The following is a 21,369-nucleotide window of genomic DNA, read 5'->3' on the forward strand; positions in this document are numbered from 1 at the left end:
TGCAAGATCGCGGGGCTGGGCGGGGGCTGGGCGCGCGGGTGGGGTGGGGGTGGGGGCTATAGGGCGACGCGGACTGCTGCTGTTAGGACTAGTTGCGCTAGGGCTGCGGGCACTAGTACCAGCCAGCAGAGGCGCTGGAGTTGGTCTTCGCGTAGCCGGGGGTAGGAAACCCGGAGCCAGATGATCACGAACGCGACGGCGAAGACCTTCAGCAGGGTCCAGAGCCAACCCAGCTGGTCGTCGGCGAACGGACCCTGCCAGCCGCCGAGGAACAGCACAGTGGTCAGCGCGGCGATCACCACGATGCCCACGTACTCGGCGAGCAGGAAGAACGCGAACCGCAGACCCGTGTACTCGGTCATGTACCCGAAGACCAGCTCCGAGTCGGCCACCGGCATGTCGAACGGCGGTCGGCGGATCTCGGCCAGCCCGGCGACGAAGAAAATGATCATCGCGGGTGCCTGCCAGATGAGCCACCACGGCTGCCACGCCTCGACGATGCCGGACAGGCTTAGCGTGCCCGCCGCCATCGCCACCGACGCGGCGGCCAGCACCAGCGGCAGTTCGTAGCCGAGCAACTGGGCGGCCCCGCGCAGCCCACCGAGCAGGCTGTACTTGTTTGCCGACGCCCACGCCGACATCAGCACCGCCACCACACCGACGCCGACCACCGCCAGCACGAAGAACAGGCCGATGTCCAACGGTTGCCCGACCAGGTCGTTCGGGCCGAGCGGGATGACGAGCAGCACCAGCAGGTAGGGCACCAACGCCACCGCCGGCGCCAGCCGGAACACCGCCCGGTCCGCCTCGCGCGGGGTGATGTCCTCCTTCTGCACGAACTTGACGCCGTCGGCCACGAGCTGCGCCCAACCGTGGAAGCCGCCCGCGTACATCGGACCGAGCCGGCCCTGCATGTGCGCCATCACCTTGTGCTCGGCCTGACCGACAAGCAGCGGCAGGGTGAGGAACGCGACCACCACGCCGCCGATCCGAATCACCAACTCCACCCAGAGCGGCATCAGGGCGTACCCCCGTCGTGGTCGGTGCGGTCGTCACGCCCCGCCGGGTCCGCGACCGGCCCGACGCCCGACGCGGGCCCGTCGCCCGGGCCGATGCCCGGCACGGGCTTGTCGGCCGGCCCGGCGTCAAGCGCGGGCTTGTCGGCCGAGGCCGGGCCAGCGTCGTGCGCGGGCTTGTCGGCCGAGGCCGGGCTGTCGGCGGTGCCGGCGGCCCGGGGAGTACGCGCCGGACGGGCCCCCGGTGCCGGACGCGCTGGCCGCTCACCGGCGGGTCGGGCCGGGGTGCCGCCGCGCGGACCCTCCCCCACGCCGCCCGCGCCCGCAGGGGTGGGGACGGTCCCCCACTCGCCCGGGGCGGGCACGCCCGGCGGGCGGATCGGTCGACGGCCACCGCCGGCCTCCGACTCGCCCGGTTCCTTCGCGCCCGGCCATGGCTTGGCCACCCGGGAGGCGAGCACGAACTCCTTGCGCAGCGGATGACCCTCGAACTCCGGCGGCAGGAGCAGCGGTCGCAGCTCACCGTGGCCGTCGAAGCCGATGCCGAACATCTCGTGGGTCTCCCGCTCGTGCCACGCGGCACCCGGGTAGACGTCGATTATCGAGGCCACTGTCGGCGCGTCGCGCGGCAACCGGGTGCGCAGCAGCACGCCGTGCCGCAGCCGGGTCGACCAGAGGTGCGCCACCACGTCGAAGCCCTCGGCCAGCTCGTCCACCGCCGACAGCCAGTCGAAGAAGTCGCATGCCAACTCGGTGTCGTCGCGTGCCGCGCGCACCGCGGCCGACCAGCTCGCCGGGGGTACGTCGACGGTGGCCCGGGCGTGCCGCTGCCCGCCGGAGACCGACGGGGTCGCCTCGACCGGCGCGAGCAGCGCGACCAGCCGAGCGCCGACCTCTTCGGGAGTCATGCCGCTGATCCTAGTGCGGGCTCGACCCGCGCCGGTTGGTCGCCGATGCCCGGCGATCTGCCAGCTTTGGGCGCGGCACAGCCCTCGGGCGGGAAGGATGGGGGCGTGCGCGCTGTGACTGTGAAGCCCGAGGTCGCCAACTCGCTGCGCCTCGTCGAGGATCAGCCGGAGCCGGCCGCCGAGGAGGGCTCGGTCCTGGTCGAGGCGCTGTCGGTGGGGATCTGCGGCACCGACCACGAGATCATCGCCGGCGACTACGGCGAGGCGCCGCCCGGCGCGGACCGCCTGGTCATCGGGCACGAGTCGCTGGGTCGGGTGATTGAGGACCCGAGCGGCACCCTGCAAGCCGGTGACCTGGTGGCTGGGGTCGTCCGGCATCCCGATCCGGTGCCCTGCCCGAACTGCGCGGTCGGCGAGTGGGACATGTGCCGCAACGGGCAGTTCACCGAGCACGGCATCAAGGCGCTGCCCGGGTTCGCCCGCGACCGCTGGCGGATCGAACCTCAGTTCGCGGTCCGGCTCGACCCGGCGCTGGCCCAGGTCGGCGTGCTGCTGGAGCCGACGAGCGTGGTGGCGAAGGCGTGGGACCACATCGAGCGGGTCGGGCACCGGGCCGAGTGGCAGCCCCAGACGGTCCTGGTGACCGGTGCCGGGCCGATCGGGCTGCTGGCCGCGCTGCTCGGCACACAGCGCGGGCTCTCCGTCCACGTGTTGGACCTGGCGACGTCGGGGCCGAAGCCGCAGTTGGTGGCCGCGCTCGGTGCCACGTACCACGCGGTGCCTGTCAACGATCTGCCGTTCGAGCCGGATGTCGTGATCGAGTGCACGGGCGCGCCCACTGTGGTCCTCGACGTCATGTGCAAGGCGGCCCCGACGGGCATCGTCTGCCTGGCCGGGGTGTCAAGTGGTGGCCGGAAAATCGACTTCGACGCCGGGGCGCTCAATCGGGAGCTGGTGTTGGAGAACAACGTGGTGTTCGGCTCGGTGAACGCCAACCGACGGCACTGGGACCTCGCCGCTGAGGCGCTCGCCCGCGCCGACCAGGTCTGGCTCAGCTCGCTCATCACCCGTCGGGTGACTGTGGACAGGTACGCCGACGCGTACACCGCCGGGCCGGACGACATCAAGGTGGTGCTCGACTTCGCCTCCTGAGCGGCGGCCCGCCGGTCAGATGCCGGGCAGCCGCCCGTTGCGGAACAGGTCCACGAAGAGCTGGTGGTCCTGGCGGGCGCGCACCCCGTACGCGTGCGCGAAGTCCACCAGGTGGGTGACGAAGCCCTGCTCGTCGGAGTCAACGGCGGCCACGATCGCCTCCTCGGTGGAGTAGTCCACCAGGTCGTGACTTGACTCGTCGTCGGCGACCGAGTGCATCCGGGCCACGGCCCGGCCCAGGTCGGCGAGGATTCCGGTCAGCTCCTCGGGCTCGTTGACGTCGGCCCAGTCCAGGTCGGCGGCGTACGGGGAGACCTCCGCGACGAGTTGACCGGCCCCGTCCAACTCGGTGAAGCCCAGCCACGGGTCGGCGTGCGCCTGCAACGCCCGCTGCGACTCGGCGGTCCGGTGACCCTGGTGCCGGAAGTAGTTCCGCACCGACTCGTCGGTGCTGTACCGGGCCACCGCCGGCACCTGCGCCTGCTTCATGTAGATCACGACGTCGTTCTCCAACGCCTGGGTGTGCCCCTCCAGCAGCAGGTTGTACGACGGCAGCCCGGCCGACCCGATGCCCACCCCCTTGCGCAGCACCACGTCCTTGATCCGCGCCGCCAGCGGACGGGGACGGGTCGCAGTAGTGGGCAGGGTGCCCAGGTATTCCTCGAAGGCGGCGAGAACCTTGGCGCGGGTGTCGCCGTCGACCTCGTAGACCCCGTCGCCGATCGAGAACCGCCGCTCGTAGTTGTCCACGGTTGTCTGCTCGGCGAGCAGGTCGACACGCGTGTTGAGTCGGGCCTGCTGGAGCACCCGACGCAGCACCCCGTCGGCGTTGTCGAGCGTGATCGAGCCGATCGCGTCGTCCCCGCCTGCGGCGATCGCGCGCAGCTCGGTCAGGTACGAGCGGGCGAAGCCGGCCACCAGGTCACCGATCACGGTGTCGGAGAGCGCCTTGCCGTAGCCGAGCAGCGCCACGCTTGCCGCGAAACGCCGCAGGTCCCAGGTGAACGGCCCGACGTACGCCTCGTCGAAGTCGTTGACGTTGAACACGAGCTGCCCGGAGGCGTTCATGTAGGTGCCGAAGTTCTCCGCGTGCAGGTCGCCGTGGATCCACACCCGGCCGGTCCGCTCGTCGAGGAAGCGGTCGTCGGCGAAGTCGCCGCGCTGGTCGGCGTAGAAGAGCGCGGCGCTGCCCCGGTAGAAGGCGAACGGCGACGCCGCCATCTTGCGGAACTTGCGGCGGAAGGCGGCCGGGTCCATCGCCATCGACGCCCCGAACTCCTCGGTGAGCACGTCGATGATGTGGGCGGACCGCTTGTCCACGGAGTTGCTCATGCTGGGCAGGCTAGCCCCGCCCGGCCACCCCCGGAGGTCGGACAACCGACTAGTTCCTGTCCTCCGACGGGCCGATACGGGCAACGCCGGGCGACATCCATAGACGAGCCCGTGTCGGCTAATAGATGATCGTCTGAATGCAACCGAGACCCGGGCTCAGCCGTGTCTGTTGCACCAGCCGACGCAACCGATGTCGGCTGCCACCACTGGAGGACCAGGAACACATGCTCAAAAAAACGGGGACCCTACTCACCGCCGTGTTACTCGGCCTGACCGCGACAGTCGCCAGCGCCGGCCCCGCTCTCGCCACACCGGCCGGTGCCGGTGGCCGCACGCTGTCGGTGGGCAAGCTGATCCTGCAGCCGACCGAGCGCGGTTACCGGGGCAGCGTCCCGGTGACCGTGACCAACACCGGCCGCACCACCGACTACTTCCACTACAAGCTGCGTGAGCCGGTGCCGGGCGCGTTCGACAGCAGTGACCTCAACTGCGACATGTTCGACATGCGGGTGGAGGCGAATCGCCGGGTGTTCAACTGCGCCCTGACCAACAACTCGGTCGCGTTGGCTCCCGGCGAGAGCATCCGGAACGTGCTGGACTTCCAGGTGCTCACCAACCTGCGGAACTACCCGATGCGCATGACCGGCGGCTGGGTCGAGGTCTACTCCACCGAACGCGGTCTGGTGTCGCGCACGTCGCTCGACGCCCTGTTCCGGTCCACGAACGGGTCGCTACACCGTCCACGGCCGTACCTCCAGGATGTTCGGCCGGACGCCTCGATCGAGCTGGACGGCCCGGTGACGGTGTTCCCCGGCGGCGAGGGCAACCTTCGGGTGCCGGTGACGATCCGCTACCGGGGCGACGCGCCGCACAACAGCTTCACCGTGCGGGCCAACTCGCTGCCGGAAGGGTCTGTCTTCTGGCACACCGACCCGGGCAGCGGCCCGGTGGGCAGCGACGGCGCTCTGGTGCCGGTGCCGCAACTGCAGTTGATGCCCGGCGAGGAATACAGCTTCGCGCTTGTCATCAGCCCGCCGACCGACCCGGCCGACGTCTCGAAGCTGATCGACATCGAGGTGACGACCTCGTGGTTCCCGCAGGCTCCCGACGTCGACCCGAGCGACAACGTCGTGCAGACCACGCTGGCTGTCGCCGCGAACGGCTGACAGGTCGGCTCCGGCCGCCGCTCGGGCTCGCCCGGGCGGCGGCTGCGCCGTTGTCAGGTCGCGGCGGCTGCGCCGTCGTCAGGTCGCGGTGGGCGGGCGGACCGGCGGGGCGGTGAGCGAGTCGACGGAGCGCGGTGCGGCGGCTTCGCGGGGTGCGGTGTCCAGCGGCGCAGCGAGCAGGTCCGGGCGGGCCACGCCTCCGATGCCTGCCTGCTCGGCGGCGATCTTCTCCTGGAGGAGCAGGATGCCGTGCAGCAGCGCCTCCGGCCGGGGCGGGCAGCCGGGCACGTACACGTCGACAGGGATGAGCTGGTCGACGCCCTTGGTCACCGAGTACGAGTCCCAGTAGGGGCCACCGCAGTTGGAGCAGGCGCCGAACGAGATGACGTACTTCGGCTCGGGCATCTGGTCGTAGAGCCGCTTGATCGCCGGGGCCATCTTGTCGGTCACCGTGCCGGAGACCACCATCAGGTCGGCCTGCCGGGGGCCGTGGGCGAACGGGATCACACCGAGCCGCATGAAGTCGTGTCGGCCCATGCTGGTGGCGATGAACTCGATAGCGCAGCAGGCGAGGCCGAAGTTGAACACCCAGAGCGAGTAGCGGCGCCCCCAGTTCAGCACGAACCGGATCGGCTCACCGAGCACTGCCGGTAGCTGCACGACCGCCTCCCTCCTGTCCCCCACCGACAGTCAACCACAGCTCTCGGGCACGACCCCGGGTGCCGGTGGGGACCTGGACGGAAGCGGCGAAACAGTCGGGTTCGCGGCAGCTCGGTGCGCAACCGGGCGCGCTGCTGTGGAGTGTTACCGGCGCCCAGGGCACCGGCCCGACGGCGACGGGGAGGGGCAGTGACAGCAACGATGGGAGCTCGTGCCAACGAACCACCTGCGGCGCTCACCACCAGCGGGCTGAACGCGGTGACTATCACCTTCGACGAGTTCTACCACGCGCACTTTCGCAGTGTCACCACTCAGCTGTGCGCGTACACGGGGGATCTGGGTGGCGCTCAGGACCTTGCCCAGGAGGCGTTCTGCCGGGCGTTGGCCCGCTGGGACCGCCTCGTGCGGTACGACGATCCGGTGGCCTGGGTGCGGCGGGTCGCCTGGAACCTGGCCCGCAGCCGCTGGCGACGGCTGCGTACCGCTCGCAACCACCTCATCCGGCAGCGACGGACCGAGGCCGAGGTGGACGGCCCCACACCGGACCGGGTGGCCATCGACGCGGCGCTCGCGAAGCTGCCCGCCAACCACCGGCGGGCCGTCATCCTGCACTACCTGGCCGACCTGTCGGTCCACCAGATCGCACTCCAGGAGGGCGTGGCCGAGGGCACCGTCAAGTCCTGGCTGCACCGTGGTCGGAGCGCCCTGGCCGGACTGCTCGACGAGAACACCGAGGGGGTGTCCGATGTCTGATCTCGATCCGCAGCTGCGCGAACGGTTCGCCGCCTACCGCACCGATGTCACCACCCGGGTCGTCGGCCCCGGTCCCGACCAGGCTCGGAGCACCCTGCGCCGGCGTCGGCGGACGGCTGCGGTGGCCGTTGCCGCCGCGGCTGTCGTCCTGGTGCTCGCACCTGTCGTCGCGAACGCCGCGCTCAACGGCGAGCGGCGGGCGCCGGTCCCGGCGCAGTCGGTCGACCCGACGGCACCGCCGACGACGGCGCCGCTGCCGACGCCGTCCGCCAGCGAGTCGCCGAGCTCGACACCCTCGATCGCTCCCAGCGCGCCGGACGGCCGGATCAGCCGGGCGCAACTGCTCGCCGCCCGCCTCGACCTGCCGGCCTGGCCGTCGGTCGCGCCGGACAGCTGCACCACCTCGAGGGTGCGACTGGCGACCAGTTCGAACAAGGACTTCGTGCCGCTGCTCACCGACCTAACCGTGGGCCACGCCGACCTGGACGGTGACGGCGCCGACGAGACAGTCGCCGTCGTCGCCTGCCGCTACGGCGAGTCGTTGGCGAAGCAGGTCCTCGCCTTCGACCGAAACGACAGTGGGCAGATCGTGACACTCGGTCGCGTCGTCCGGACCACCGACGGGGTCGAGGACATCCGCGGCCTGAAGGTGAGCACCGCCGGTTCGATCGAGGTGCGGGTGGCCGATCTCCAGCCGTGCTGTGACACCCCGACGTACTGGGCCCAGGAACAGCTGCGCACGTACCGGTGGGAGGGTGGCCGGTTCACCCAGACCGACGGTCCGACGAAGTTCGGAAAGGATCCACGGCTCACCAACCTGCGGTTGACCATGACCCATGAGCTGGTCGACGCCCCTGGGGGCCGCAAGCTGACCACCGTCCTTACCGTCACCAACGCGGGGCCGGTCGACGCCGCCCAGGTCGAGTTCAACGGCCTCGACGTCGGTGAGCGGGCGGGTGGTGACTGGTCCAGGTGCGACCCGGATGCGGCGGCGGCGGACGACAACCGGTCGTGCCGGCTGGCGGGGGTGCCGGCCGGTGAGTCGCGGCGCTACACCTTCGTCTACCTGGTGCCCGACCGCTCGGGTGCCGACGCGACGACCCGGGGCTTCTCTGTCACCCACTACGACGCGCAGGACCGGAGGTGGCCCGACCTCGCGAAGAAGGACAACAGGGCGGACCTCCCCGGCGTGCTCTGAAACAACACGACCGGTGCCCCACCCACTGGGTGGGGCACCGGCGTTCAGCCGTCCGAACCCCACGCGGGGCGTTGCAGCAGGCCGACGAACTCGACAAGCAGCCGCTCGCGGAGCGCCGGAGTCGCGGCGTCGAGCAGCGTGTTCACCAGCGCCATCCGCCTCGGCAGCGGACCCGCGCCCGACCCGTCGCCGTCACCCGTCCCGTCGCCGAGACCCAGCCCGGCGGCCAGGCCGACGACCAGCTCCGGGGTCAGCGCCTCCGGGGTCAGGGCACCGACCAGGGCGGCCAACTCGGCCGGCAGTTGCACCGGGCCGGCAGCCCGCGCCGCCGCCACGGCGTCGGCGAGGTCCGGGCCGAACTCGGCCACCCGGGGAGCGACCGCGGCCGTCACCGTGAGGTGCACGCTGGCTGGCAGGCCGGCGTACGACATCTGGGGTTGGGTGTGCCAGCCACGCGCGGTCAACTCGTCGACAAGCACGAACAGGTCGGGGCCGCCCTCACTGGCGGTGAAGCAGACCACTGTGGACTCCGGTTCGGCCATCAGCCGCAGGCCGTCGACGGCGCGGACGGCGTCGGCCAGGCCGGCGACCGCGTCCCGGGTGACGGCGGTCAGTCGCAGGTAGCCGTCGTCGCCGAGGTGTCGCAGGGTCGCGTACGCGGCGGCGATCGGCCCGCCCGAGCGGGTGGACGCGATCACCGAGTTGATCATCGTGTAGCCGGGCCAATCGGCGTACGCGAAGTACTGCGGGGCGCGCAACGCGGCGTCGCGGTGCAGCAGCACCGACACGCCCTTCGGCGCGTACGCGTACTTGTGCAGGTCCACCGAGATGGAGGTGACACCTGGTACCGCGAAGTCGAACGGCGGCACCGGGGCACCGAGGCGGCGCAGGTACGGCAGGGTCCAGCCGCCGAAGCAGGCGTCGACGTGGCAGCGCACCCCGGCGTCGGCCGCCGCTGCCGCGATCTCCGCGACCGGGTCCACCACCCCGTGCGCGTACGACGGTGCGGAGCAGGCCACCAACACCGTTTCCGGGCGGATCGCCGCGGCCATCGCGGCCGGGTCAGGGCGCAGCGTGTCCGGCGAGACCTGCACCACGTCAAGCGCCACCCGCAGGTAGTGCGCAGCCTTGGCGAACGCGGCATGCCCGCTCGCCGGAACCACGATCCGGGGTGCGGTGATCTCCGGGTGGGCGTCCCGGGCTGTCTTGACGGCGAGGATCAGCGACTCGGTGCCGCCGCTCGTGACGCTGCCGACCACGTCCGGCGCTGCCGTTCCCGGCCCGCCGCCGAGCACCCGTCCGGCGGCGCCGACGAGCGCGTTCTCCATGGCGAGCAGGGACGGGAACGCGGTCGGGTCGAGCCCGTTGACGTGGGCGCTCTCCCGGTGCGCGGCGGCGGCGAGGTCGTCAAGCCCGGGCACCGCCGGGTCGTAGACGTAGGCGAACAACCGGCCCCCGTGGGTCGGCGCATCGCCCGCCCGCAGTCCCCGAACCTCGGCGAGCGCGACCTCGGCAGCCACCCCGCCCCACGACAAAGCCCCGCCCTTGACCCTGCTCTCGTCGATCATGGAGTCGTGGTGCCCTTCTCGTAATGGTCAGCGGCTCTCGTCCCCCGCCACAACTCCTTGATCGACGCGGCTGTGGTTCGTCGCGGCGGCAAGGACGGCGGGGGTGAGGGTGTAGCGGCGCAGGAACAGGAGCGGCGGGGCTATCAGGAGGGCCGGCAGGATCGTGAAGCCGAGCAGGACGCCAAGTCTCGCCGTGTCGGACTGCGCCGCCGCCGTGCCGGTGTCGGAGGAGACATAGCCGGAGATCTGGAGCACCAGGCCGTAGATGCCGGGGCCGAGGGCCAGGCCGAAGGTCTCCCCGGCGGTCCAGAGACCTGTGAAGACGCCCGCCTGCCGCCGGCCGGTGCGCGCCGTGTCGTACGCGATGCAGTCCGGCAGCATGGCCAGCGCGAACACCTGCTGACCGGCGTATCCGACGCCGATGACCGCGACCACCAGGTAGACCGCGACGGCTGGCAGCACCGGGGCGGCGACCAGGGCGAGTGCCCCGGCGGCGAGGATCAGCGCGGCGGCGACAAGCGCTGCCCGCTTGCCCAGCCGGGCACCGACCCGGGACCAGAGCGGCATCACCAGCAGTGCTGGCCCGACGAAGCAGACGAACAGCAGCGTCGGGCCGCTCCGCTCGTCGCGCAGGATCTGCCCGGCGAAGTAGTTGACCCCGGCGAGGATTGTCGCCACTCCGGCGGACTGCACCACGAAGCAGATCAGCAACGCCCGGAACGGCCGGTTGGCGCCGGCCACGGCGAGCTGGGCGCGCAGCGTCGGCTCGCTCTCCCCCACCACAATGCTCGGCGCGGAGCGGGTGCCGAAGAACGCGCCGACGGCGCCGACCGCGATGAGCGCCGCCACGAACAGGCCCATCCACCGGTGCCCGGGCACCCCGTCCCCGCCGGCGGTCACCACGAGCGGGGCCACCGCGCCGGAGACCAGGATGGCAAGCGCCAGTACGGCGATCCGCCAGGTCATCAGCCGGGTGCGCTCGGCGTAGTCGTCGGTCATCTCGGCGGGCATCGCCACGTACGGCACCTGGAAGAAGGCGAACGCGGTGGCCGTGGCCAGGAAGGCGAACGCCACGTACGCGGCGGCGGCCGGGCCGTTGCCGAACGGCGCGGCGAAGATGGCCGCGAAGAGCACGGCGAGCGCGAGGCCGGCGACGAGCAGGTACGGCCGACGGGCACCCCAGCGCGACCGGGTGCGGTCGGAGATCCGCCCGGCGACCGGGTTGACAAGCACGTCCCATGCCTTCGGCAGCAGCACCAGCAGGGCGGCCAGCCCTGCGGCCACGCCCAGCGTGTCGGTCAGGTACGGCAGCAGCAGCAGACCGGGCACGGTGCCGAACGCACCTGTGGCAAGCGATCCGAGCGCATATCCGGCGTGCACCGGGCGGGGCAGCGGGCCGCCGACCGGCGAGCCGACGGCGGGAGGGTCGGCAGGTCGCGGCCGGGCGGCGGGCGGGTCGGCAGGTCGCGGCCCGGCGGCGGGCGGGTCGGCAGGTCGCGGCCCGGCGGCGGGCGGTTCGACAGCACCCGGCGGCTGGTTCATGGGGCCGAATGTTACTCACGTTATGACGGTGGTCACATCCCCTCATCCGGCGACCAGCCCGCCACCCGGATGTCCACGCCCTCGCCGCGCAACGGCGCCCCCTCGGCCCGCAGCCGCGCCCGCGCCTCCCGCTCGTGCCCCGGCGGCAGCCGGCCGGACGCGGTGACCACCCGGTGCCAGGGCACGGAGCCACCGTGCCGGGCCATGATGCTGCCCACCAGCCGGGCCGAGGTGCGACCGGAGCGGTCGGCGAGGGCGTCGGCGACACCGCCGTACGACATCACCCGCCCCTGCGGGATCCGCTCCACCAGGTCGAGCACCGCCTCGACGTACTCGTCAGGAGTCACAATCGGCCACCATATGGGAAGGCCGCCGGGCGACGCGGCCCTGAACACGCAGAATGGGCGGGTGCGCGACGCAGTCACGGCGGCCCGGCGGGTCGTCGTCAAGATCGGATCCTCCTCGTTGACCACCGCCACCGGCGGGCTGGCCGACGAGCGCGTCGACGCGTTGGTCGACACCCTCAGCCGGCTCGCCGCCGACGGCCGCGAGGTGGTGCTTGTCTCCTCGGGCGCCATCGCCGCCGGTCTGGTCCCGCTCGGGCTGACCCGACGTCCGCGCGACCTGGCCACCCAGCAGGCCGCCGCCAGCGTCGGCCAGGGCCTGCTGATCGGCAGGTACGCGGCCAGCTTCGCCCGACACCGACTGACCGTCGGGCAGGTGCTGCTCACCGTCGACGACGTGACCCGGCGGGCGCACTACCGCAACGCGTACCGGACGCTGCGCAAGCTGCTCGACCTGCACGCGGTGCCGATCGTCAACGAGAACGACACGGTCGCCACCGACGAGATCCGGTTCGGCGACAACGACCGGCTGGCCGCCCTGGTGGCCGCGCTCGTGCACGCCGACCTGCTGCTGCTCCTCTCCGACGTGGACGCGCTCTGGACGGGCGACCCGACCCGCCCGCAGTCGACACGGATCGAGGAGGTCCGCAGCGACGCGGACCTCGCCGGGGTCGCCATCGGCGGCAGCGGCCGGTCCGGGGTCGGCACCGGCGGCATGGTGACGAAGGTCGAGGCGGCCCGGATCGCCACCGGCTTCGGCATCCCGGTGGTGCTCACCTCCGCCGACCTGGCCGCACCGGCGCTGGCCGGCGAGCCGGTCGGCACCCTGTTCCACCCGCAGCGGCAGCGCCCGACGGCCCGACTGTTCTGGCTGGCCCACGCCACCTCGCCACGGGGCCGGCTGCACCTCGACCCGGGTGCGGTGGCCGCCGTCGTCGGGCGGCGCAAGTCGCTGCTGCCCGCCGGCATCACCGCCGTGGACGGCACGTTCACCGCCGGCGACCCGGTGGACCTTGTCGACACCGCAGGCGCTCCGGTCGCCCGCGGGCTAGTCAACTACGACGCGGTGGAGCTGCCCGGGCTGCTCGGTCGCTCCACCTCCGAACTTGCCGCGGCGCTCGGCCCGGCGTACGAACGGGAGGTCGTCCACCGCGACGACCTCGTACTGCTGTAAGCGATGGGCACACGTGAGGAGCGCAGGATGAGCGTCGTCGAGCAGGCGGGGCGGGCACGGGAAGCCGCCGCGACACTGGCCGTGGCCACCCGTACGGCAAAGGACGCCGCACTTGTCGCGATGGCCGACGCGCTTGTCACGCGTACCCCGGAGATCCTGACCGCGAACGAGGCGGACCTGGCGGCCGGCCGCGACGCCGGGCTGAGCGCGGCCGTGTTGGACCGGCTCGCCCTCGACGCGGGCCGCGTGGCGGGCATCGCGGACGCGCTGCGCCAGATGGCCGCGCTGCCCGACCCGGTCGGCGAGGTGGTCCGGGGCTCGACCCTGCCCAACGGCCTGGAGCTGCGCCAGATCCGGGTGCCGTTCGGGGTGGTCGGCATCATCTACGAGGCGCGCCCCAACGTGACGGTGGACGCCGCCGGGATTTGCCTGAAGTCCGGCAACGCGGCACTGCTGCGCGGGTCGTCCTCGGCCGCGCACTCAAACGCCGCACTTGTAGCGGTGCTGCGGGACGCGGTCGCCGGGGCCGGGCTGCCGGCCGACGCGGTGCAGTTGCTCGACGCCAGCTCCCGCGAGTCGGTCAAGGAGCTGATGCGCGCCCGAGGGCTTGTCGACGTGTTGATCCCGCGCGGCGGCGCGTCGCTGATCCGCACTGTGGTGGAGGAGTCCACCGTGCCGGTGATCGAGACCGGGGTGGGCAACTGCCACGTCTACGTGGATGCCGCCGCCGACGTGGCGAAGGCAGTCGCGGTGACGCTCAACGCCAAGACCCAGCGGTTGTCGACCTGCAACACGGCCGAGTCGCTGCTGGTGCACGCCGGTGTCGCCGACGCGTTCCTGCCACCGATGCTCGCCGCGTTCGCCGAGGCCGGGGTGACCGTGCATGGCTCCCCCGAGGTGGTCGCGTACTCCGCCGCAGTGGTCCCGGCCACCGAGGAGGACTACGCCACCGAATACCTGTCGGCCGACATCTCCGTAGCGGTGGTCGACTCGCTGGACGCGGCGGTCGCACACATCCGGCGGTACGGCACCGGGCACACCGAGGCGATCCTCACCGACTCGGCGAGCGCCGCCCGCGACTTCGTGGCCCGGGTGGACGCGGCAGCGGTGATGGTGAACGCCTCCACCCGGTTCACCGACGGGGGCGAGTTCGGGTTCGGCGCGGAGATCGGCATCTCGACGCAGAAGCTGCACGCCCGCGGCCCGATGGGCCTGCCCGAGCTGACAAGCACCAAGTACGTCGTCACCGGGGACGGTCACCTGCGCTAACACCCGAGCGCGCGCGTGCGTCGGCCTCGGCTGCTCAGCCGGCGGTCTCGGCCAGCCCCGGCGGGCGCACAGGCTGACGGGCGGGCGGCCCGACGGTGTGCTGGACAGATGACCCGGCGGCCTGGTGGGCCTGTGGCCTGGCCTCTCTGCGGACGGGCGGCTTCTGGCCGGGCACCGTCGCCGGGCGGCAGGCCCGGATCGCGGCAAGCGTGGAGTGCACGTCGAACTGGTGCCCGTCCGCGCTCTCCCATCCGCCGTCGCTGCGCTGGGTCTCGGTAAGTCGCCGCAGGGCCCGCACCATGATCCAGTCCTGGAGGTCGATGCCGACCCGGCGCAGCGTCGCCGCCAGCCAGGCGACGTCGCCCGGTGACATTGTCGGCATCCGCTCGGCGAGCACCACCTGAATCCGCGCGGACTCCTGGAACATGTCCTGGCGGTGCAGGACCGCCGCGCTCAGCCAGCCGGCGGCGAGGAACGACGGCCAACTGCCGTCCGGCCGCAGCCGCGCGGCGATCGACTGGGCCGCCGCCTGCACCACTCCGGCGTACGCCCCGCCGACCCGGTGATCGAGTGGCCCCGAGGCACGGGCGTCCAGGCCGGCGACCGTGAGCCAGAAGCCTGCGTTGCCGGTGAGGAAGAGCTTGGCCTCCGGGTCGCCGGGGCGGGCCCACTCGGGAGCCGAGCCGACAAACGAGGCGTCCTCGTCCCAGCCGCCGTCGGCCTCCTGCCGGGACGCCAACCAGTCCAATGCCCGGCGGGCGGCGGGACGGGCCAACCCGCCCAGATCGTCCAACTCGGCGAGCCGGAAGCACGTGGCGTCGACCGAGGCGACCTCCCCGCCCCACGTCGCTGGCCAACCGCCGTCGGGCGCCTGGCCGACCTCAGCCGTCTCCAACACCTCCGGGGGCGGCGGCATGGCGTTGCGCAGCCAGGAGAGGCGAGCGCGTTCCACCGCATCCCCATGGGCCACGACGAACCCGATCGCGGCATTCAAGTCGACCACGAGACGTGACGCTACCTGCGCAGACGCGTTACCGCCTCGGTGAATCGGCCAGCCCGGTATGGCTGCGACGCTTCGGTCACAGGGCCGCTCGGAGGCCTTCCGCGCCGATTTCGACGCGGCACCGCCGCGGCGACGCCGGCCGCCCGGCGGTCACGCCGTACCGGGGACGGCCCGGGACGGCGGTCACGCCGTGCCGGGGACGGCTCGGGGCGGCGTGCTCAGCCGCCCCGGCCGGCCGGTCAGTACGCGGGCAGCGACGGGTCGATCTGCTTGATCCAGGAGAGCACGCCGCCCTGCACGTGCACGGCGTCGCGGAACCCGGCGGCCTTGAGCGCGGCGAGCGCCTCCGCCGAACGGACACCGGACTTGCAGTGCAGCACGATCTGCCGGTCCTGCGGCAGCTTCGCCAGGGCCTCACCCGAGATGATGTCGCCCTTGGGGATCAGGGTGGCGCCGGGGATCCGGACGATCTCGTACTCGGCCGGCTCTCGCACGTCGACGAGGAAGATGTCCTTGCCGGCGTCCTGCCACTCCTTGAGTTCGAGTGCGGTGATGGTCGCGTTGAGCGTCGCTTCCTGGGCCTCCTCGGAGACCGCGCCGCAGAAGTCCTCGTAGTCTTCCAGCAGATCGGTGACCGTCGGGTTGTCGCCGCAGAGCACGCAGTTCGGGTCCTTGCGGATCTTGATCTTGCGGTATTCCATCTCCAGGGCGTCGTAGACCATCAGGCGGCCGACAAGCGGCTCGCCGATGCCGGTGAGCAGTTTGATCGCCTCGTTCACCTGGATCGACCCGATCGACGCGCAGAGCACCCCGAGCACGCCGCCCTCGGCGCAGGACGGGACCATGCCCGGCGGCGGCGGCTCCGGGTAGAGGCACCGGTAGCAGGGGCCGTGCTCGGCCCAGAACACCGACGCCTGGCCGTCGAAGCGGTAGATCGAGCCCCAGACGTACGGCTTGCCGAGCAGCACCGCCGCGTCGTTGACCATGTACCGGGTGGCGAAGTTGTCGGTGCCGTCCACGATCAGGTCGTACTGGGCGAAGATCTCCCGGACGTTCTCCCGGTCCAGAGCGGTGTTGTGGATCTCCACGTTGACCAGCGGGTTGATCTCGCGGATCGACGCCGCGGCGGACTCGGCCTTGGACCGGCCGATGTCGGACACACCGTGGATGACCTGGCGCTGGAGGTTCGACTCGTCGACGGTGTCGAAGTCGATGATGCCGAGGGTGCCGACACCGGCCGCGGCGAGGTACAGCAGGGCGGGCGAGCCGAGGCCACCGGCGCCGACACAGAGCACCCGGGCGTTCTTCAGCCGCTTCTGCCCGGTCACCCCGACGTCGGGAATGATCAGGTGGCGTGAGTAGCGGCGGATCTCGTCAACGGTCAGCTCGGCGGCGGGTTCGACGAGCGGGGGCAACGACACGGTGGACTCCCCGGGATCGGCGGTGCGAACCGCGCCATTGTTGCTCGCCGGACCCACTCTCGGCCATGAGGGAGGACACGTGGCCCGCGATGCGGGAGCGGGAATAACCCAACCCGGCAGTCAGGGGACCATGTCGCCCGCGTAGCGACGACCGTCCAGGTACGGCCAGGCGTTCGCCACGCAGCCCCGCAGCCCGTACGTCTGCTGCTGCATCACCGGAGCCTGCTCCCCCGGGCCCGGGCAGGCCTCGTGCTCCTCGCCGAACTCGTGGCCCACCTCGTGGTTGATCACATAGGTGCGGTACGTCTCCAGCGGGGCACCGTAGTCGGGCACCGCCTCCTGCCAGCGGGCGAGGTTGATGATGACCTGGCCCGGCAGCCGGCAGGACGTGTAGCGCTCGGTGGTCAACCCGCCCTCGGCGCACATCCGCTCGGAGGTGACAGGGGTGGCCAGGTAGATGGTGAAGTCGGCGGCGCCGGCATCGGCGACCCGCTGCACCCGCAGCTCACCGGAGGCAATCCAGCTGCGCGGGTCGCCAAGCACCTCGTCGACCCTGGCGGCGAAGGCCGCGGCGTCCTGGCCTGTGCCGCTCTCGACGACGACCCGGTAGCGGCGCAGCGGCCCGTCCTCGCCGTGCACGGGTGTCTCGCCGTCGGCCGCGGTGAACCGGCCCGCGCCGGCGGACGGGTATCCGGTGGGTGTCGGATGGGCGCCCACTCCGCCGCCGTGGCCCATCCCGCCCTGGGTCTCCGCGGGCGCCTCGGTAGGTGGTTCGCCGCCCCTACTCAAGGTCACGCCGACTGCGGTGGCGAGCACGAGCACGCCGAGCAGCAGGCTGCGGCGGCGTCGCCGGCGCATGCGGACGAGCGTGGGACGCGCACCGCCGTACGCCTGTCGGTCCGCTGGGTCGGGCGGCTCGGGCGAGCCGTAAGGGGCAGACGGCATCATGGTGTCAGCCTGCCAGATTATTCGGGCATTTCTCCGCTTTTACCGCCATTAGTGCAAGGCGGCTATCGGAGGGCGAAGCCGTTCATAGCGCCGGGCCCGCGTAGCGCCGACCGTCGAGGTACGGCCACGGGTTGACCCGGCACCCGTTGAGGAAGAGGGTCTGCTGCATCATCACCGGCGCCGGTCGGCCCGCACCCGGGCACCGCTCGTGCCGGTGGCCCAACTGGTGGCCCACCTCGTGGTTGACCACGTACGTCCGGTAGACCGAGAGCGGCACGCCCGCCGAGACGAAGTGCGGCACGGACAGCCGCCACCGATCCAGGTTGATGATCACCTGACCGGGCGCACGGCAGGACGTGTACGGCCGTCCGCCGATGGAGATGTTCACCCCACCCGCGGCGCACATCCGGCCCGCCGTGCGGGCGGTCGCCAGATAGACGGTGAAGTCCCTGGCCGCCGTCCCCGGCACCTGCCGCAACCGCAACCGGCCGCTGTCGACCCAACTGCCCGGCCCGGCCAGCGCCGTCTCGACGGCCTGCCCGAACGCGGCGACATCCTCGTTGCTGCCCGTCTCGACCGCCACCCGATAGGTGCGCAGCCCACCCGCACGACCCAACACCGGGCCGGTGCGGTCGTCGTAACCGAACCGGCCGGTGCCCGCGGTCGGCACCTCCCCGGACATCCGCAGCACCGGCGGCGCGCTCGACGGGGCCACCGACGGCTCCACCGACGGTGACGGTTCGCCCGACGGCTCCCCCGACGGTGACGGCGGCAGCGGCCCGGCCACCAGCGGCGGCGGGCCGACCTCCTCGGCGGTCAGCCGATCGGGCTTACTGCCCGGCCCCTCGGCGACCACGGTCACCGCCGCGACGACAGCCACCACCACCGCCACCAACTGGGCGATAAGCGCGAAGCGTCGGTGACGGCGATCGGAGCTGGGCATCCCGCTCAGCCTGCCAGATCAGGCCGCCGGCCGGCCTCCTCCGTTTCGGCGAGCAGACCCACCACCGCACGGGCGACAAGCCGCGGCACCTCCAACTGGGCCACGTGACCGACACCGTTGAGCATCAGCAGCCGGCTGTCCGGGATGACCCGCGCGGTCTGCGGCGCGACCCGCACGTCGACCAGGCGATCCTGCCGGCCACCCACCACAAGCGTCGGCGCGCGTACCGCCTCGGCGAGCCGCCACAGCGAGCCCGGCCCCGGCAGGTACGCCCGAAGGAAGCTGGAGACCAGCCCGCGGAACGTCCGGACGTACGCGGCCGCGTAGTGCGCCGCCTGGTAGCGCACCCGGATCTCCTCCAACGCCTCGGCCCGGCGCTGCTCGCAGATGCGGCTCAGGTCGGCGACGCACGCCTCCAGCACCTGCTGGGCCATCACCTCGGGTGCGAGCTGGGTGAGATGCCGGGCGACCAGCCGTTCACCGCCGGGAATGGCGAGCACCGGCAGCATCCGCCCCTGCAACGAGCGCCGGAAGTCCAGGAACGGCAGCGCCGGAGAGATCAGGGTGAGCGTACGGACCAGGTCGGGCCGGAGCCCGGCCACCTGCACCGAGACCGCGCCGCCCAGCGAGTTGCCGAACAGGTGGACCGGCCCCCGATCGGAGTGCTCGATCCATCGGATCACCAGCTCGGCGAAGGCCGGAATCGTGTAGCGGCGACCCGGCTCGCTGCGACCGAACCCAGGCAGGTCGATGGCCTGACCGTCCAGACGGTCAGCGAGCAGCCCGGCCAGGTCCGTCCAGTTCTGCGACGAACCGCCCAGCCCGTGCACGTACAGCGCCGGCTCCGCGTTGGCAGACGTGGCGGGCGTGTCCCGCACGTACGTCACGGCGCCGTCGAGGTGGACCTCCCGGCCCGGCCACGGCGGCGGAACGTCGGCCTCGGGGAGGAGGTGGTCCGGCCAGAGGGTCGCGCGCTTCATACCTACCAGTCTGCCCCGGACCACTCAGGACAGCAGCGCCTCCAGCCGACGGTTGACCGCCGCCAGCGTCGCCCGAACCACAGCCTGTCGCGGGTCGCCGGCGACCAGGGCCGAGCCGGCGAGTTGCTCGACCCAGCCCTCGCAGACCAGCAGCACCACAACTGTTGCCACCTCGCAGTTGCCGAACGGCACCACCGCCGCGTGCTCGACGAAGCAGCGCCCCCGCTCGGCGTTCTCGGCGCCGCCCAGCAACTCGTCCACCGCTGCGGCGGCGGCCACCGCGCAGAGCCGCAGCACGTAGCCGTCGACCGCAGGCCCGGTGGCGTACCCGGCGGCGTTGTCCTCACCGGCCAGCAGCCGGACCTCCACGTTGGCGTCCAGGCCGAAGGTGCTGACCTGCACATGGTCGATGACCACCCGTGGCCCCGGCACACCGCCGGTGTCCAGCGGGCGGGAGGGCGCCGACTCCGTCGTGGTCACCTGACCACCGGAGTACGACGTACCGGCCGTCGCCGGGCTGCCGGTGGCCGCACCTGCGGGCGCGGCCGATACCGAGCCGGGCTCCTCCACCGTCGCGCGGCCCCGGTGCGGAGTGCCCGCCCGGCGTCGACGACCGGCGTCCGATCCGGCCCAGCGCTCCTCCGCGGGCGTGGCCTCGACCCGGCCCTCCACCGGCCGACTGGCCGCCGAGCCCTCGGTGGCCGATCGCGCCTGCGCGGCGATGTCGCGCGGGTCCGCGCCCGTGGGCACCGGAGCACCCCGCTCGACCGAGCGGGGCTCGGCCGCGCGGCGGCGGATCGGTGGGGGCGGGGTGGTCGGCAGGCCGGGCAGGTTCTGCGGGGCGGCGGCAAGCCCCATCCGGTCCTGGAGCAACCGCGCGACCTGCCGACTCACCTCGGCGGGGTCGGCACCGTCGGCCAGGTCGAGCCGGAGGCTGTGCGCTCCCGCCGGGGTACGCCGCAGCGCGGCGTCGCGCACGCCGGCCACCTCCCGTACGGCGTCCAGGATGGCGTTGACGTCGAACCCTTCGGGGCGCTCCCGCAGCGGCGCGGGTTCGTCGTCACGTCGCAGGTGGGTGGCGATGCGAGCGAGTTCGGGGGTTTCGGCGGGTGGCTCCACGGCTGGCGGCTCCGGCACGACGGGCACGTCCGGTTCCGCGGGGACACGCTGCGGCAGCACCGCCGTCGTGTCCTGCCGTGGGCCGCCGTCACCGGGGTCGGCCGGCGATGCCGGGTCGGGGGCGGATCGGCGAGCGGCGTAGGCGGGGGCGGACGCGGATGAGGGCCGGTCGCGATGCCCGGCCCCGCTGGTGGGGGCCGGGACGGCACCGGCAGAGAGCGGCTGAGAGCCGGTGTGCACCGGACCGGCCGCCGAGGAGGCGGTGCGGGGCGACTCGGCGGGAGGCGGACCGGGCGGCTCGGGAGTCGCCGGCCGGAGCCGGAACGGTGCGGCCGGGCGCGCCTCCGGCCGGAGCGGGCCGGACGACTCGCCCGCATCGCCCACGCGGGGGTCTGGCGGCCGGACAGCCGGCCAGGACGGCCGCTCGGTCGGGGTGGCGGGGATGCGCCCTTCGGACCAGTCGGGCCGCTCGGCACCCGGGCTCGCCGGGGTCGTCGGCGATCCGCCTGCCCAGGAGGGCCGCTCCGCCGCTCGGACCGGCGGCGACGCGACAGGCGGCACGACAGGCGTCGGTGGCGCATCGGTAAGCGTCGGAGGTGGGCCCGCGGGCGCGGGCGGCGGGTCGGCCGGCGCTTGCCTGTCGTCCGGCGCGGGGCCGGCCCAGGACGGTCGCATACCGGGAGGCGGACTGACCGGCGACGGGTCGCCGGCCCAGGACGGCCTCGAAGGCGGACCACTTGTCGGCACCGCATCCGCGCCGCCGGCCCACGACGGCCGCGACGGCGGACCACTGATCGGCGCCGGGTCACCGGCCCACGACGGCCGCGACGGCGGACCACTTGTCGGCGCCGGGTCACCGGCCCACGACGGCCG

At 72.7% G+C, this 21,369-nt stretch carries 18 protein-coding genes and 1 pseudogene; 6 read left to right on the forward strand and 13 right to left on the reverse strand.

Annotated features, from left to right (window positions below):
- Positions 1 to 56: 56 nt before the first annotated feature.
- Both nuoH and ACFY2Q_RS10990 read right to left on the reverse strand, forming a co-directional pair.
- Entirely contained in the window at positions 57 to 1,019 is a 963-nt protein-coding gene (gene nuoH, locus ACFY2Q_RS10985; protein WP_306273399.1) for an NADH-quinone oxidoreductase subunit NuoH, read from the reverse strand.
- Between the two features lie 308 nt (positions 1,020 to 1,327).
- Positions 1,328 to 1,924: pseudogene (locus ACFY2Q_RS10990) on the reverse strand (NADH-quinone oxidoreductase subunit C); the annotation flags it as partial.
- A 105-nt stretch (positions 1,925 to 2,029) separates the two neighbouring features.
- Here ACFY2Q_RS10990 and ACFY2Q_RS10995 point away from each other — a divergent pair.
- Positions 2,030 to 3,076: a glucose 1-dehydrogenase gene (locus tag ACFY2Q_RS10995; RefSeq protein ID WP_387129211.1), complete on the forward strand. Its 1,047-nt coding sequence runs from the start codon at positions 2,030 to 2,032 to the stop codon at positions 3,074 to 3,076.
- 15 nt (positions 3,077 to 3,091) lie between these two features.
- Here ACFY2Q_RS10995 and ACFY2Q_RS11000 read toward each other — a convergent pair whose 3' ends face one another.
- On the reverse strand, positions 3,092 to 4,408 hold the full coding sequence (locus ACFY2Q_RS11000; protein ID WP_387129213.1) for a DUF2252 domain-containing protein: 1,317 nt from the start codon (positions 4,406 to 4,408) through the stop codon (positions 3,092 to 3,094).
- A 257-nt stretch (positions 4,409 to 4,665) separates the two neighbouring features.
- Between ACFY2Q_RS11000 and ACFY2Q_RS11005 the strand changes: the two genes are divergently transcribed.
- Complete coding sequence (locus tag ACFY2Q_RS11005; protein ID WP_387129214.1) at positions 4,666 to 5,574, forward strand: hypothetical protein; 909 nt, start codon at positions 4,666 to 4,668, stop codon at positions 5,572 to 5,574.
- Between the two features lie 78 nt (positions 5,575 to 5,652).
- Here the strand turns inward: ACFY2Q_RS11005 and ACFY2Q_RS11010 are convergent, their stop codons facing one another.
- Positions 5,653 to 6,234 (reverse strand): NADH-quinone oxidoreductase subunit B, encoded by a 582-nt coding sequence (locus ACFY2Q_RS11010; protein ID WP_387129217.1) that lies wholly within the window; start codon positions 6,232 to 6,234, stop codon positions 5,653 to 5,655.
- Positions 6,235 to 6,435: 201 nt separating this feature from the next.
- Here ACFY2Q_RS11010 and ACFY2Q_RS11015 point away from each other — a divergent pair, with 201 nt between their 5' ends.
- Both ACFY2Q_RS11015 and ACFY2Q_RS11020 read left to right on the forward strand, forming a co-directional pair.
- The gene (locus ACFY2Q_RS11015) at positions 6,436 to 6,987 is read left to right on the forward strand and encodes a SigE family RNA polymerase sigma factor (RefSeq protein WP_387129760.1); all 552 of its coding nucleotides are present in this window, start codon (positions 6,436 to 6,438) and stop codon (positions 6,985 to 6,987) included.
- Positions 6,980 to 8,185, forward strand: coding sequence for a hypothetical protein (locus ACFY2Q_RS11020; RefSeq protein ID WP_387129219.1), 1,206 nt, complete (start codon positions 6,980 to 6,982; stop codon positions 8,183 to 8,185). Before ACFY2Q_RS11015 ends, ACFY2Q_RS11020 begins: the two co-directional genes overlap by 8 nt.
- 44 nt (positions 8,186 to 8,229) lie before the next feature.
- Here the strand turns inward: ACFY2Q_RS11020 and ACFY2Q_RS11025 are convergent, their stop codons facing one another.
- Genes ACFY2Q_RS11025 through ACFY2Q_RS11035 form a run of 3 tightly spaced genes read right to left on the reverse strand, consistent with a single transcriptional unit; the run spans position 8,230 to position 11,642 of the window.
- On the reverse strand, positions 8,230 to 9,753 hold the full coding sequence (locus ACFY2Q_RS11025) for a pyridoxal phosphate-dependent decarboxylase family protein (protein ID WP_387129222.1): 1,524 nt from the start codon (positions 9,751 to 9,753) through the stop codon (positions 8,230 to 8,232).
- A 27-nt stretch (positions 9,754 to 9,780) separates the two neighbouring features.
- Positions 9,781 to 11,295 (reverse strand): MFS transporter, encoded by a 1,515-nt coding sequence (locus ACFY2Q_RS11030; RefSeq protein WP_387129224.1) that lies wholly within the window; start codon positions 11,293 to 11,295, stop codon positions 9,781 to 9,783.
- Between the two features lie 32 nt (positions 11,296 to 11,327).
- Positions 11,328 to 11,642, reverse strand: coding sequence for an MGMT family protein (locus ACFY2Q_RS11035; protein ID WP_387129227.1), 315 nt, complete (start codon positions 11,640 to 11,642; stop codon positions 11,328 to 11,330).
- A 61-nt stretch (positions 11,643 to 11,703) separates the two neighbouring features.
- Here ACFY2Q_RS11035 and proB point away from each other — a divergent pair, with 61 nt between their 5' ends.
- Both proB and ACFY2Q_RS11045 read left to right on the forward strand, forming a co-directional pair.
- Entirely contained in the window at positions 11,704 to 12,813 is a 1,110-nt protein-coding gene (proB, locus tag ACFY2Q_RS11040) for a glutamate 5-kinase (protein WP_387129230.1), read from the forward strand.
- Positions 12,814 to 12,840: 27 nt separating this feature from the next.
- Positions 12,841 to 14,082, forward strand: coding sequence for a glutamate-5-semialdehyde dehydrogenase (locus tag ACFY2Q_RS11045; protein ID WP_387129232.1), 1,242 nt, complete (start codon positions 12,841 to 12,843; stop codon positions 14,080 to 14,082).
- 34 nt (positions 14,083 to 14,116) lie between these two features.
- Here the strand turns inward: ACFY2Q_RS11045 and ACFY2Q_RS11050 are convergent, their stop codons facing one another.
- The 6 genes from ACFY2Q_RS11050 to ACFY2Q_RS11075 form a co-directional block, all read right to left on the reverse strand.
- Positions 14,117 to 15,085 (reverse strand): prenyltransferase/squalene oxidase repeat-containing protein, encoded by a 969-nt coding sequence (locus ACFY2Q_RS11050; RefSeq protein WP_387129233.1) that lies wholly within the window; start codon positions 15,083 to 15,085, stop codon positions 14,117 to 14,119.
- Between the two features lie 239 nt (positions 15,086 to 15,324).
- Complete coding sequence (moeZ, locus tag ACFY2Q_RS11055) at positions 15,325 to 16,506, reverse strand: adenylyltransferase/sulfurtransferase MoeZ (RefSeq protein ID WP_387129235.1); 1,182 nt, start codon at positions 16,504 to 16,506, stop codon at positions 15,325 to 15,327.
- A gap of 120 nt (positions 16,507 to 16,626) precedes the next feature.
- Entirely contained in the window at positions 16,627 to 17,364 is a 738-nt protein-coding gene (locus ACFY2Q_RS11060; RefSeq protein WP_387129236.1) for a DUF3152 domain-containing protein, read from the reverse strand.
- A gap of 172 nt (positions 17,365 to 17,536) precedes the next feature.
- Positions 17,537 to 18,397 (reverse strand): DUF3152 domain-containing protein, encoded by an 861-nt coding sequence (locus ACFY2Q_RS11065; RefSeq protein ID WP_387129237.1) that lies wholly within the window; start codon positions 18,395 to 18,397, stop codon positions 17,537 to 17,539.
- 5 nt (positions 18,398 to 18,402) lie between these two features.
- On the reverse strand, positions 18,403 to 19,377 hold the full coding sequence (locus tag ACFY2Q_RS11070; RefSeq protein WP_387129239.1) for an alpha/beta fold hydrolase: 975 nt from the start codon (positions 19,375 to 19,377) through the stop codon (positions 18,403 to 18,405).
- Between the two features lie 24 nt (positions 19,378 to 19,401).
- Positions 19,402 to 21,243 (reverse strand): hypothetical protein, encoded by a 1,842-nt coding sequence (locus ACFY2Q_RS11075; protein WP_387129762.1) that lies wholly within the window; start codon positions 21,241 to 21,243, stop codon positions 19,402 to 19,404.
- Between the last annotated feature and the right edge of the window lie 126 nt (positions 21,244 to 21,369).

Source organism: Micromonospora sp. NPDC000316, from assembly GCF_042898885.1.
GTDB lineage: Bacteria > Actinomycetota > Actinomycetes > Mycobacteriales > Micromonosporaceae > Micromonospora.

What these genes read in the sequence shown, in the direction of transcription:
- nuoH (WP_306273399.1), bottom strand. Translation starts at nt 1,019, where the DNA reads ATGCCGCTCTGGGTGGAGTTGGTGATTCGGATCGGCGGCGTGGTGGTC.
- ACFY2Q_RS11000 (WP_387129213.1), bottom strand. Translation starts at nt 4,408, where the DNA reads ATGAGCAACTCCGTGGACAAGCGGTCCGCCCACATCATCGACGTGCTC.
- ACFY2Q_RS11015 (WP_387129760.1), top strand. Translation starts at nt 6,436, where the DNA reads ATGGGAGCTCGTGCCAACGAACCACCTGCGGCGCTCACCACCAGCGGG.
- ACFY2Q_RS11020 (WP_387129219.1), top strand. Translation starts at nt 6,980, where the DNA reads ATGTCTGATCTCGATCCGCAGCTGCGCGAACGGTTCGCCGCCTACCGC.
- ACFY2Q_RS11025 (WP_387129222.1), bottom strand. Translation starts at nt 9,753, where the DNA reads ATGATCGACGAGAGCAGGGTCAAGGGCGGGGCTTTGTCGTGGGGCGGG.
- ACFY2Q_RS11030 (WP_387129224.1), bottom strand. Translation starts at nt 11,295, where the DNA reads ATGAACCAGCCGCCGGGTGCTGTCGAACCGCCCGCCGCCGGGCCGCGA.
- ACFY2Q_RS11045 (WP_387129232.1), top strand. Translation starts at nt 12,841, where the DNA reads ATGAGCGTCGTCGAGCAGGCGGGGCGGGCACGGGAAGCCGCCGCGACA.
- ACFY2Q_RS11060 (WP_387129236.1), bottom strand. Translation starts at nt 17,364, where the DNA reads ATGCGCCGGCGACGCCGCCGCAGCCTGCTGCTCGGCGTGCTCGTGCTC.
- ACFY2Q_RS11065 (WP_387129237.1), bottom strand. Translation starts at nt 18,397, where the DNA reads ATGCCCAGCTCCGATCGCCGTCACCGACGCTTCGCGCTTATCGCCCAG.
- ACFY2Q_RS11070 (WP_387129239.1), bottom strand. Translation starts at nt 19,377, where the DNA reads ATGAAGCGCGCGACCCTCTGGCCGGACCACCTCCTCCCCGAGGCCGAC.